Source organism: Dysgonomonas sp. 521 (assembly GCF_010501055.1).
GTDB lineage: Bacteria > Bacteroidota > Bacteroidia > Bacteroidales > Dysgonomonadaceae > Dysgonomonas.
In genome coordinates, this window is the sequence record NZ_QVMO01000019.1 from 14,054 (window position 1) to 27,947 (window position 13,894).

Annotated in this window: 9 protein-coding genes; all 9 read right to left on the reverse strand. The window is 42.3% G+C overall.

The genetic code is table 11. The features are described 5' to 3' along the window. Positions 1 to 8 precede the first annotated feature (8 nt). Positions 9 to 1,172 (reverse strand): AGE family epimerase/isomerase, encoded by a 1,164-nt coding sequence (locus D0T84_RS07660; RefSeq protein ID WP_163307299.1) that lies wholly within the window; start codon positions 1,170 to 1,172, stop codon positions 9 to 11. A 274-nt stretch (positions 1,173 to 1,446) separates the two neighbouring features. Next, positions 1,447 to 2,868: an MFS transporter gene (locus D0T84_RS07665; protein WP_185155711.1), complete on the reverse strand. Its 1,422-nt coding sequence runs from the start codon at positions 2,866 to 2,868 to the stop codon at positions 1,447 to 1,449. Between the two features lie 81 nt (positions 2,869 to 2,949). Beyond that, positions 2,950 to 4,122, reverse strand: coding sequence for a glycosidase (locus tag D0T84_RS07670; RefSeq protein ID WP_163307301.1), 1,173 nt, complete (start codon positions 4,120 to 4,122; stop codon positions 2,950 to 2,952). A gap of 18 nt (positions 4,123 to 4,140) precedes the next feature. Then, positions 4,141 to 5,358 carry a glycoside hydrolase family 27 protein gene (locus D0T84_RS07675; RefSeq protein WP_163307302.1) on the reverse strand — a complete coding sequence of 406 codons (1,218 nt, stop codon included), beginning with the start codon at positions 5,356 to 5,358 and terminating at the stop codon, positions 4,141 to 4,143. 6 nt (positions 5,359 to 5,364) lie between these two features. Beyond that, positions 5,365 to 6,657, reverse strand: coding sequence for a cellulase family glycosylhydrolase (locus D0T84_RS07680; RefSeq protein WP_163307303.1), 1,293 nt, complete (start codon positions 6,655 to 6,657; stop codon positions 5,365 to 5,367). A 58-nt stretch (positions 6,658 to 6,715) separates the two neighbouring features. Next, entirely contained in the window at positions 6,716 to 8,482 is a 1,767-nt protein-coding gene (locus D0T84_RS07685) for an acetylxylan esterase (protein WP_163307304.1), read from the reverse strand. Positions 8,483 to 8,762: 280 nt separating this feature from the next. After that, positions 8,763 to 9,752: a glycoside hydrolase family 5 protein gene (locus D0T84_RS07690; RefSeq protein WP_163307305.1), complete on the reverse strand. Its 990-nt coding sequence runs from the start codon at positions 9,750 to 9,752 to the stop codon at positions 8,763 to 8,765. 125 nt (positions 9,753 to 9,877) lie between these two features. Continuing rightward, a complete protein-coding gene (locus D0T84_RS07695) occupies positions 9,878 to 11,872 on the reverse strand; it encodes a glycosyl hydrolase (protein ID WP_163307306.1) in 1,995 nt (664 codons plus the stop codon). A 64-nt stretch (positions 11,873 to 11,936) separates the two neighbouring features. Next, positions 11,937 to 13,877 (reverse strand): hypothetical protein, encoded by a 1,941-nt coding sequence (locus tag D0T84_RS07700; protein WP_255495252.1) that lies wholly within the window; start codon positions 13,875 to 13,877, stop codon positions 11,937 to 11,939. Between the last annotated feature and the right edge of the window lie 17 nt (positions 13,878 to 13,894).

Here is a 13,894-nt window from a genome sequence, read left to right on the forward strand (position 1 = left end):
GCCAACAGCTAGTATTTAAAATTTTCTATCATCTCCATACACATACGTCCATTGTGGTACGGACATTTCCAGAATCCGGCTTTATCATCTTTGTGATTGACAGAGCCGTCTGCCGTTCTGCTCCAATGCCATTCGCCATTTTCATGGTCAACGATTCGATTCTGAATGTAGTTCCATAGACGTGAAGCTTTTTCTTTATAACCCAGGCTTTTGGAGTTTTTGTAGGCATACATATAACCTACTACGGCTTCTGCCTGCACCCACCAATGCCGCTCGCTTTCAATATGATTTCCATCTTTTTCATATATCATGCTGCCATCAGCTTCCAAACCCTCCGATGCCGCGTTTGCGATATCCAAAGATAAACTTTTGATTTGAAATAATAAATCTTTGTCACCCAATACTTCTGCGGCTTCGAACAATAGCCACGAAGCCTCAATATCGTGCCCGTAAGATATGGCTGTGGACTTCACATTCCATTCCTCATCAAAAAAGAGATTCAAATGATTTGTCTTTTTATCGAGAATGCGGTCTGTGAAAATTCCTATCAGTCTCTTCTGAGCATCTTTCAGTTCCCTGTTATCCCACACACGGCACAAGTTGGTATAAGGTTCAAGAACGTGCAGGTGTGTGTTCATTGTCTTCTTTTCGTTCGCATCCTTATCGCTCAGGCGCATGTCTTCGATAGGTTCCCAATCGCGCGTATATGCTTCAAGATAGCCTCCTAAAGCATTATCGTGGCTATTCTCTATCAGGTAGAAAAACTCTTTGGCCAGTTCCAGAGCCTGCGCGTTACCCGTAGCACGATAATATTCAGAAAATCCATAGAGCATAAAACCTTGCACGTAAGTCTGCTTCTTCGTATTTACAGGATTGCCTTTATAATCTAGTTCCCAATACACACCGCCATATTCCTTATCAATAAAGTAGGTGGTGATATAGTCAAAAGCCCGTTGAGCCATTTTCAGGTATTCTTCTTTCCTGAGAATGCGGTACGCAGAGGAGAAAGTCCACAGGATGCGGGCATTCAGTATAGCCCCCTTATTAGCTTCGGGATGCAATACATCGTTGCCGTCTATCTGCCCGTAAAAGCCTCCATTCCGGGTATCCTGCATTTTTTCAATCCAGAAGGATAGTATATTATTTTCGAGTTCGTTTTTAAATCCGTTCATATTTTTCAGTTAAACAGTCAACAGTTAGCAGTTAACAATGAATTTAATAATAAAGGCAACAAAGCGAGAAGTTATTACATTTGATTATCAATCATTTAAAAACAAAAAGTGACAAACGTGACTTATTTCAGTTAACAATGGATAGTAGACAATTTATAATGCCCACTATCCATCGTTTTGTTAAAAAGTGACAAATGTGACACCTTTCTTATTGTTTTCACTTGCCACTTTTTCCTCTCACCTTATTAACCTAATATTCTATTAGACAATCATTTTATTTATTATTTCTCTTAGCATCCAGTTCTGCTGTAATTTCCTTCACTTTCTTTTCGGAAAGCGGGTATGCCAACATACCGAAGAATGCTACCAAACAGCAAATTGCAGGTATAATACTTATCATCAGGCGTTCGCCGAAAATTGTATCCATCGTTTGCTGCGCCATTTCGGGGTTATACTTAAATATTGCAAGAATCCAGCCTGTAAGAGCAGCACCGAGCGCCCAGCCTAACTTCTGCGACATGGAAGATGACGAGAAAATAAGACCTGATGCACGGCGATTTGTCTTCAGTTCCTGATAGTCTACAATATCAGCAAACATACTCCATAGCAATGGAAGCACATAGCCAGCAAACAGAGATATACAAGCCTGCAATAATAAGATTAGTCCAAAATTATTTGGAATAAAATAGAATACCATACTAAGCAATCCGGCTATGGCAATGGCAATCATATATGTTCGTTTTTTACCATATTTGGAAGATATGGCAGGTGCCAGCATTACCCCTACAAGATTAGCGGCCTGCCCTACAAGGAAATAGATTGTAGTAGCATCCCATCCTGTAAAAGGAACGCGGTAATTATATTGCACATAATCTTTGAAATAATAGATGGCGACACCATCCCTGACTGCATTAAACAACAAAGCGGCTAAGCCTGTACCTACCAAGATCCACCAGGGAGCATTATGAAACAGATTTTTCAGGTCTTGTTTTACAGAAGTATCTTCATTTTCATTTACGGGCTGCACCCTCTCTTTTGTCCATCTAAAACAAAGAAAGAACAGGATAGTACACAGAATACCTATGGTTGCAACCCCTAATGTCCATCCGATAGGAGAAGTGCTCACTGTAGTTTCAGCAGCCTGATGAACGACAGCCGATTCGGAACCGAACATGTTAGCATACATATCGATAAGCGGCTGTAACAACATAAATGTAATAAAGCTTCCGATGAATGCAAAAGACATACGATAAGAAGAAAGTACATTTCTCACTTTAGGATCGGGCGACATCACACCTAGCAATGACGCATAAGGCACATTGATGAGGGAATATACGATCATCATCAGTGAGTATGTTATGTAGGCATATACCAGCTTGCCTGTGGAGCCGAATTCAGGCACAAAGAACGTAATCACGCCCATTACCGAAAACGGAATAGCGAACCATAACAAATAGGGACGGTATCTGCCCCAACGCGTCTTCGTCCTATCGGCTAAGATACCGACAAACAAATCGAAAGCAGAATCCCATAAACGGGCAATTAAAAACATAGTTCCGGCTGCTGCTGCCTCTATACCAAATACGTCTGTGTAGAAAAACAGGGAGTACATACCAAAAATCTTCCAAAACATGGAAGAGGCCATATCCCCGAATCCGTAACCTACTTTTTCTTTTAATGTAACTTTTGTATCCATCATGGTTTCATTACTGGCCTCCCCAACCCCTCCAAAGGAGGGGCGAATCCTCCCCGCAAGGGAGGTTGGGAGGAGCCGCTATTATTTTAATTTAAGATTCTTTTCTATTAATGCAGACAAAGTCTGAACAGATGTGGCCGAACGATAACCGTCAGCTTCCGTATTAAGGCAGTAATCAACCAACCGGTCTACAGAAGATACCGCTACGTGCATACGGGTATCGCAAGAAGCATAGTACAGGTACACAGTACCATCTTCATCTGCAATCCAACCGTTGGTAAACAATACATTGGATACGTCCCCTACCCTTTCTTCATCCATCGGAGCCATCAAATGCCCGGCAGGTTCGGCTATCAGTTTGTCCGGTTGCTCCAGATCGGTCATGTAAAGATATAAAACATATCTCAGTCCGGCAGCGCAAGCACGTACTCCGTGTGCCAGGTGAAGCCATCCCTTCGATGTCTTGATAGGGTGAGGCCCTTCGCCGTTCTTCAGTTCCTTGATGGTATGATAATGACGGAAGTTTATTATCTTTTCGTCTTTTACTTCCGCATTCGTAATATCATCTATCAGCGCCCAGCCAATACCTCCACCGCTACCGGCATCGATAAAGCCATCCTGCGGACGTGTATACAGGGCATACTGACCATTCACAAATTCAGGGTGAAGCACCACATTGCGTTGCTGGCTCTTTGTCTTGAGGTCGGGTAGGCGTTCCCAGTTTTTTAAATCTTTGGTACGAGCAATACCCGCAGCCGCTACCGCTGAGGATAAATCTCCGGCAGGTGCACCCGGGTCTTTCCTTTCGGAACAGAATACTCCGTAAAGCCAACCGTCTTCGTGCGCGGTAAGACGCATATCATATACATTTATGTCCGGATTTTCAGTCTCAGGCATCGTTACCGGATAATCCCAAAAACGGAAATTATCAATTCCGTTAGGACTTTCGGCTATGGCAAAGAATGATTTACGGTCGTTGCCTTCGACACGTACTGCCATGAGATATTTTCCTTCCCACTTGATGGCTCCTGCATTGAATGTGCCGTTGATACCAAAACGCTCCATAAAGTAAGGGTTTGTAGCCTCATTCATGTCGTATCGCCAGAATACCGGGGCATGACCTGCCGTCAGGACAGGATTTTTATATCGTTCGAAGATGCCGTTTCCGGGCAAGACCGGCTCATTCTTCAATGTAACTAATTTCTCGTATTCAGCTGTTACAGCTGCTAAGCGCGTCTTAAATAAATTGCTCATTTTTATTCGTTTTAGATTTTACCTGAATAGTCTTAGTACTAATGATTGGTTTTTTTCTAGCTTGTGAGTTAATGTTGTATTTGTTGATCCTGATTCTTTATGTGTGTACAAGTTCTTCAATTTGTAAATATTACTTGTTGAAAAAGCTATTTCTTTATTGAATATTTCATCTTTGATAATGTGCTCAGACCAGTCGAAAGAAAAATCTACAGGTGCCTGTGAGTGGTTGAAAAAACAAATCGCCCATTCATCCCGTTCGAGGGGTTTTACCCATACTTCGACACTTCCTATTGTCTTATATTTAAATCCCTGGATACCCAGAGCATCCTGATTGAGAGCTATTATATCTTTATTTTTCAGTATTTCAAGCGTTTCTTGCGACATAGAACGCAAATCGTTTCCTAACAACAGAGGCGAATTAAGCATAGCCCATAAAGCAAAATGAGTTTCTTCCTCATAATGCGTAAAACCGCCATTGCCTACCTCCAACATATCCATATCGTTCCAATGACCGGGTCCCGCAGCTTTCCGCAATGTATCCTGATCGTGCATATTTAAAATCTGCATGGCTCCCCACGAAGTAAAATCTCCATGATCTTTTTCGCAGTCGAAACAGTTGTAAATATCCCCGGTAGTACGCCAGCTATGCCCTACAGGAGCAGCCCAATCCCAAGGCTTGTTGGCTCCCCATTCGCAAAGGCTGAAAAATATGGGGCGACCTGCCGCATACAAAGCGTCACGCATCGTTATATACGCTTCTTCGGCATTCAGTTTACCGGTACTACACCAGTCGTATTTAAGATAGTCGACACCCCATTCCGCATATTTAAGTGCATCCTGATATTCATGCCCACGGCTACCGGGATAACCTGCGCAAGTTTTAGAACCGGCACAGTTATACAAACCAAACTTCAATCCTTTGGAATGTACATAATCCGCTACCGCCTTGATTCCATTGGGGAACTTTTCGGGATGCGGCACAAGGTTTCCCTGAGCGTCACGCTCCATAGCCATCCAGCCATCATCGAGCAGGATATATTCATAACCGGCATCTTTCAACCCCAGATTGACAAACGCGTCCGCCATATCCTTTACGAGCTGTTCATTTATATCTGTAGCAAATGTATTCCAGCTATTCCAGCCCATTTGAGGCGTTAACCCCAGTCCTTCAAATTTCTGAGAAAATACACTATTTGTGAATAACAGAACTAAAATTGACAATATAACCTTTTTCATTTCCTTTTATTTTTTGATTTGCGAAGCATATTCTTTAATAACTTTAATTGTAGCATCGGTATCGAATACAGAGTTCAGGCCTTGCTCCTCCTGCGATGGGTCGCCTACATAGTCGTCCCACGGCTTCCAAAATTCGTGAGCCGGGCGTCCAAAACCTCCCCATGCCCAGAAATTACATCCTGCCAGGTTTCCTTTCTCTTTGGATGCAGTTACCACATGTGCAAAAATATTCGCATAATACTTGTCGCGGGCTGTAACCGGGTCGTCCAGTGTATACTTATGATTGTCGCGTGGAAAACCAAACTCCTCTATAGTCATCGGTTTGTTTAGTTTTTTTGCAATAGCCATATGGTCATCAATATATTTATTTGTCCGTACAATAGCTGTATCCACAGATTCTGTAATCTTAGCTATGTCAATCCAGCTCCAGTTTTTAGGCCAGATATGTATAGTCAGATAGTCTACATTCGGGTCAGCATGTATATCTTCAAATAATTGCATATCTCCTTCCGAACCCATAAAACCTTCGTTACCGATCGATATCAGGTGATTGGTGTCCAGGGAGCGGATTAATGCGGTTGCTTCTTTCAGCCATTTTTTAAATCCGGGCTTGCCTTCATCGCTAAATGCCCGTGGTTCGTTGCCTACCTGCCATGCCATCAGGGCTGTATCTTCGGTATATTTTTTGCCTGTATATTTGTTTGTGCGTGAAATCACATGTTTCACATGATTGAGGAACATGGTGTGGCAACTGTCACAATCTGAATATTGCGCCACATGTTTTACAAATACAGGCCAGTCGTGAACACCTTTCTCAGGCACATCGCCTTTGCCTGCCCAGTTGAGATACTGTCCGTATCCCCCACTCCACTCCCAACTGTTGTTGAGATAAAGTACGGCATGCATATCACGTTTGGCGAGCTCAGCCATAAAGAAATCGAGCCCGTCGAAAATGGTATCATTATACACCCCTGGGGCAGTTTGCAATGTCGGCCTTACTTTTACCTCTTGTCCGGCAACGCCATCAGCGCCAACCAAAACCCGAAGGTTGTTGATTCCGTTTTCTTTCATGAAATCCAATTCTTTCAGCAAACGCTCTCGGTTGCCGCCTTCGCCTGTGGAACCCAGTATGGCTCCATACCAGTAGTTTGTCCCCATAAAATAATAGGGTTCTTCGCCAATTACAAAGTGACCATCTTTTTGTTTTACGAAATCAGGTTCTGTCATTGTTGAACTTTTTTTATTGTTACAGGAAAACAAGCACAAGGCTGCAATAGCGAAAAGAATCAGTTTCTTCATAATTATGTTAGATTTCAAAATTTCAAGATTTTATAAATCAGCAGATTACAAATACGGCTTACTGTAATCCTAATTTTTCTTTAAAAAAGTCTTTAGCCGCATCGTTGTATACTTTGCCTACACTATGCCCGAAATCGGGGAATGCCATCCATCGCTTTTGGGATTTTACCTGGTTGTAGGCTGCAAAATTGATATGCGGCGGGCACACTTCGTCCTGAACTCCGATTCCCATAATCAGAGGGCATTCTATCCACTGTGCGAGGTTTTTGATATCAAAATAGCTAAGCAGGTTGTAAATATCATCCCATTTTGCTTCGGGATGGGCTGCCATATAATTATCAAAATCGTTTTTAGGCCAATGTACTATTTTGAAGTAATCGGGATAATCGGATAAGAACGGAATATTGGGCGCAGCAACTTTTACACGCTTATCTAAAGCCGCTGCCACAAACGAAAGCGCTCCACCCTGGCTACCGCCTCTTACGCCAATTCTTTCGGCATCTATCTCAGGACGGCTGCAAACAAAGTCGAGCGCCCTGACCACATCGAGGAATGCACCGCGGTAGTAATAATTATCTTTATTATCGAGACCGTAGGTAATCCATGTACCAAAACGATTGGTAGGCTGGTTCAATGCCTGCCCCCGGATGGACAGGACAAAGTAAGCAAAGCCATCCCACCACTGGTTGGGAGGATAAGGCTGTGAACCGTAACCCATATATTCCACAATTACAGGGTGCTTGCCTTCTCTTTTTGGCTTGGCATAGTACCCTCTTATCAGCTCGTTAGCGAAAGATTTCATCTCAACCAGATAGATATCATAGTCTATCTTGGAATATTCGGGTACGAGTGTCAGCTTATAATTTGGCGCCACCTTTGCCAGTTCTTTCAGGTTATTATCCCAGAATGCTTTAAAGTCTTCTTTGGCATCAATTGGTGAGTTTATTTTTTCAGGTTCGAAACCAACATTGAATTTCTTTTCTTTTGCCAGTTCATTATTTCGCTTAAACTGAACTGTATAACGATAAAAGCCCGGATTAGGATTTTCTAAACCAAAAGATTTGGAATAGGTATTCTGCCCTGCTATTTTAATATCCAAAGAATCTGCTTTCAGGGGTTGGTAATCATCTGTGGTAAGCGTAACAACCAATGTCCCTTCAACAGGCCATTTATTCGTATTGTTAATATCCACTGTAATGTCTATCGGGTTGGGAGCCATAAAGATATAATCGGAATCGGCCACTGCTACATCAAGGCCTATCTTGTCATTCGTCTCCGCTGTGGTTACGGTCAACATCGCTCCTTCCAGAAATCCCCCAATGTTCCATCCGTCATGGAATTTTATGGCTATGAGGTTATCCCCTTTCATATTTATATCTTCTCCGGAAACCAGATAATTGCGTTCGCCATCATGGTAACCTCTGTAATCGTGCGGAAATTCACCTGTCTTACCTACTAGTTTTCCGTTAAAGTAAACCTCATCGGTTGCGGCCAGACGTCCTAAATGGAGCATTATAGCTCCTTTATTTTTTATACCATCGGCCAGACTGTCGGAAAGCTGTATCGTTTTTCGGTACCACCCAAAGCCATTATCCAGTTTTACATCCTGGTCTTTCAGTAGTTTAAGAGATGATACTTCCTGCCAGTTTGCATCGTTATAGTCGGTATTCATCCAAAGACTGTCAACACCTTCGCCCGCACGGAATTTCCATGTATCGGAAAAAGACTCCGTTATCGCAGGGTCGGTATTTTCCAGAACCTGCTGCTTACACGAAAACATGCCAAGCAAAAGAAAAAGCGACAAGTATATGGTTAGTTTATTCATGGTTATAGAATATATATTAGCTTATGATGGTACAAATTTATTATTGATTACACTTTATTACAAATACTATTTTAATCAAATATAATACTTTTTTCGTTAATTGATAATATGTTACACAAGAACAACCTAAGCAATAATAATATAAATAAGAAATTTACAATTGAAACACACAAGGCTTACAGAGTAATACTTTTTTAATAACAGTATAAACAAATGTGATCGTAATTAATGATATATTTTCAGAGGCTGATTTAGGGCAGGCAAACCCTGTCCCTACATCCTAAAATTTATTATTCAGTGTGTTTTTTACTATTATACCCCATTCTTTCAGGTCGGTATCTTTCCATTCAGTGGCAGGAGATGTGTTATCTTTAATCATGGAGCATGTTTCATCCTTGTCCGAAACCGACCATGCTACCCAACTGATATGGTGTGAGGCCATCCAGTTTACCCAGCTCTGCCATTCTTCTTTGTTGATAGAGCCATCGCCGGAAGCTTCCATCCCTGCACATTCTGAGACAAACAGCGGGAGACCTTTACTTAGAGCATAATCTCCCCTGTCGCGTAAATATTGTTTATGCGTAGCTGCATAGAAATGTAATGTGTACATTATATTGTTATATCCTGTAATCGGGTTATCGGCAGCCAGATGAATATCCTGATCCCAGTGCGGAGTACCCACCAGAATTATATTATTTTTGTCTATTGCACGGATTGTTTTAATAACTTCTTCCGAGTATGCTTTTACGGTTTCCCAAGAGTCTTCGACAGGCTCATTAAATATTTCGTATATAATATTCGGGCAATCCTTATATTTATTGGCAGCCCTTGTGAAAAAGGCTTTTGCTTCTTCTGTTTTTATACCGTGGCTGTGCCAGTCGATAATCACATATATTCCATTGGCAATGGCTGCATCTACAACCTCATCGAGGCATTTTATCGCCAGTTCTTGGTTTTGCAGATAGGCGCCATCAGGCTCCACGCCTATGGCAGCCCGTACCACATTGCAGTTCCAGTCGGATTGCAACCAGGCTACAGTTGATTTATCGTAGAAGCGCGGCCACCAGTTGTGCCATCCAAAACTGGTTCCTTTCAGTACAATGGTATCGCCTTTGGCATCAATGAGGGATGTACCTTTTACAGATAATTGCCCGTGTTGTCCTACGAAGGTCTGTGCTGCCACTGAGCCGGAATCTTTCTTCTCTCCCGAACAATTTATTAGAAACAGGGAGAATGCTAAAATGCAAACTTTGTACAAATACTTGAGCATATCATTCAGATTTAAGGATTTAAAGATTTAAAAATTTAAAGATTTGAAGATTTGAAGATAATTTATATTTTGATAAAAAACTCTCCCTGTACATGCACAGGGAGAGCCCAAATATTGTGTTTATATTATTTAAAACTTGGTAACTGATCGCGGGTAACTACAAAGTCCTGACTCATGGCGTCTGTCCACCATGCATCTGTAGCATGTTTATCTCCGCTATCTGTAGTTCCATACCACGGCATAAACCATGCCCATCGCGCTCCGGCAGCCCATTGTTCAGACAGAAGCCCTACTGTTCCCATTTCGGTAAGGGCAATCACTTTGTGCCCATAGCGTCCAAACTCATTCAGGTAAGCAGATGTAGATTCATTGGCATCTTTGTCGTACAAGTCGCGTCCTATAATGTCTACATAATTATCACCCGGATACCAGGCATTGTCATCCGGTTCGCTTGTCCATACCCAGATAAGGTTGTTTACGCCTTGAGCCTGGAAGTAATCGAACATGGCAATCCAGAGTTTTTTGCACGATTCGGCATCTTTACCCCACCAGAACCAGCCTCCGGCTGCTTCGTGGAACGGACGCCAGATAACGGCGACGCCTGCATCCTGCAACTGTTTCAGAGAAGTAGCTACTTTAGCCAAATCGGCATTGAATACTTCATTTTCCCAAGTACCTGCCACTGTGGCATTGGCTGCATCGAATGAGGTCTGATCTTTATAGAAAGCATAGTTGTCGCTATATCCGCCAGCTTCGACAGATACGCCTGTGATTGAATATTTTTGTCCGCCAATAATCAATCCGGTAGCCTGTAATGCTGCCTTAATTTCGTCTGTTACCACCAGTTCGAAATCGCCAGTAATATCAAAATATTCGTAGCCGTCGGCAATAGCAGGCCATCCGTCCGCACCTGTTTTCAACGAGCCTTGTGCTCCCGATTCTACATCAGATGTCGTAATCTTGATTTTGTTGCCAACCGAGACATCTGCAAACAGGCTTCCATCTGTCAGCTGAACGGTATTTGCCCAGCCACCGGTATTTACCAGTTCCGGCCATACTCTGGCAGAAGAATTTCCACTTTGAAGAATCACTTCGTCAACTGTATAGTCGTGTCCGCTGATTATCATTCCTCCTGATTGGAGTTTAGCTAATATATCCGCTGTGATTTCCATATCGTAGTCGCCTGATATATCGAAATATTCGTAACCGTCGGCAATTTTTTCCCAGTCGTTACCTTTTATCGAGCCTTGAGCACCTGCAAGAACATTAGATGTAACTACTTTTACCTTATCTCCAACTTTGGCACTGGCAAATAGAGTATTGTCGGTCAACTGCACGGATCCACTCCAATTGTCCGGCATAAATACCCCTGACGGCCAGATTTTAATAGATGAAGCTTCACCGTAATAGACTGCAGGTACATTCCAATGCCACATAATGGAAACCAGACCACCTGCATCCCACCAGTTTTTCACAGGTGAAATATCGCTGTAATCAATCCAACTATTTGGTGAGAAAGGAAGATGTACATAGTCAAATGTATTCATAGCCGGATATTTTCCTGTCAGCTTATATACAGCTTCTGCTCCTTCCACATTCCAGTTTACATTTGCCATAGTTCCCGAAATAGTTTTACTCTTGTAAGTCTCCACCAGATACTTGTATACTTTCACAGCTTGGGCTGTAGCATTCGGATTGCAAAGTGAGGCTGTAATGACAGGATCCGCCTTTACCGTAAAACTAATAGATACTTCCGGTGCACCTATGTAGGTAGGCCCTTGTACTACACCTTCGGGTACGACCAGTTGATAAGTCTGACCTTTTTTCAATCCGGTCGCGTTAATCGTTACCTGAGTCAGTTTGAATGCAACGCTTGTGATAGTAGCATCACCCAATGTTATCTTTTCATGTCCTGCCGAAGGACAGAATATATTCTGGTCGTAAGTCAGTACAATAGTCACACCGCTTTCGGAAATGCCTGTAGCACCGTCTTCGGGTGAACTGCTGACCAACTGTGGAGCTTCGGGCTGCGTAATAACAGGATCGTCAACATCTGTACAGGCTGTCATTAATAATACTCCCATCAGAAAATATGAGAGACTACATAATATTTTTTTCATACTTTATGCTTTTTAGGAAGAGCTTGCCCAGTGTGAAACCGGACAAGCTTCTATATTTAAAAAATTAACGTCCTGTAATTATCGAAACCTTAGAGATAATCAAATCCTGGCCTTGAATAACCATTGCCGTAGTTGACCAACCATCATCGGTATTCATTATATTATCAAGGAAATCCTGTGTTAATTCCATTTCATAGAATGTCTGACCCGCATCTTCGAATACAGGCGTATCCCAAGCAGACCAGTTAGCATTGTTCAACTGTAGCTGTCCGTATCCTGTAACTGTAAAGTAGAATTTTAGGATTGCCCCGGCTTTCACGCCTTCGAATGATTCTTTATAAAGCCTGAATGCTCCACCAGCACCCTCGCCAGCCCAAGAGCCTAGATCGCGAACCTCATCCATAATTACTGTCTCCACTATACCCGAAGATGTGATATAGATCGTATGTATTACTTCTCCGTTAGATGAAATCAATTTAAATTCAGTATTTCCGTTTGCATTGGACGGAACAAGTATGTTGAGTGTAGAGCCCTGAAGGATATACTGTGCATTGTTTCCATTTACCTGAACACCAGTCAGCTTATCTCCATTTTGTACATCCAGAGCCAAAATAGTACCTGATTTGATTTCTTCATCTGAACCCGGAAGGACTGGAGCATAACAGAACTCAGGTTTCGTTATCGTCAGTGAGGATGCCTCTACAGTTTCGCCATTCTTCATTGTAAGGGTAATCTTACCGGTTTCGGCGTCTACAGGAACATTCACAGTCAGCGCCGTAGCCGAAGAAGGTGTAACTTCTACTTTTACATTACCTCCAAATGTTACTGACGCTACCAGATCAAGGTTCTTACCATTCAGCACAACATCGTTACCGGCAGCCACCGATGCAGGGTTATAAGATAAGACTTCGGGTTTCAATGTTGTTATCGCTACTGATGCGGTATTGCCACTGGCCGTATTTAATGTTATATTACCTGAAATTGTTCCTTCGGGCACGGTAATTTTTATTTCTGTCGCACTCTTAGAAGTCGGCGAAACAGCCTCTTCAACACCCGGGAACAATACAGTAGTAACCAAATCCATATTAATCCCTTTGACTGTAATTTCAGTTCCGTCTTTGATACCTGTAGCCGGCGTGGCAACCAATTCTGAAGGCACAGCCATACCAATGTTGGCAATAGCAACATGTACGCCTGAGTAAGCAACCATTACTATAGCTCCATCTGTAACACCTTCGGGTAAAGTAAATGATAATACATTATCTTTCACAGTGAATTCTACAGTCTCTTCGCCAGGAAGCTGTACAGACTCAACCAAGTCGAAATCTTTACCGGAAACAGAAATAACATCTCCGGGCTTTTTATTGGTAAGGTCTGCAACTTTTTCTACCGATGGAAGAACCACCTGTAACTCCGTCTCAGACTTCAGTTCAACCGGTATATCTGCGGTATCGGCTAAGATAATAATACCTGTCCGGGCTTCGCTGGGAACTTTAACTTCTATTTTGTCACGTTCCCATGTTTTAAATTCTTTGTAACCTACTTCAACATTATCTGCAAATACGACTTTCTGTATCAGATTCAGATAATCGCCCTCTATTGTTAACATCTGTCCTGCCTTTACTGAAGCAGGGGCAATCTTAGAGATAGAAATAGGTTCGGTATAAGTAAGCAATGTTTTAGAAGTAATTTCTATTCCCGGGCCAATCAGTTTTACATATCCTTCTTTGGCGTCCTGAGGAATGGTTACTTTGATTTGCTCGTTACTAACAACTTCTATATCTGTGATTGTAATATTATCCGGAAGGATAACGCTTGTTACTTTATCCATATTCTTACCGATGAAGGTAAGCTGGCTTCCACGCAATGCCGGACTAGGGCCATAGGATTCGAGTTTGACAGTTCCCGAATTATCGTCATCATCGCTGGAACATGCAGTAAATGTTATAGCAAGAACAACAAGCATTGCCAGTATGACTCTATTATATATTTTATTGAATATCATATCTTTCTAATTTTATT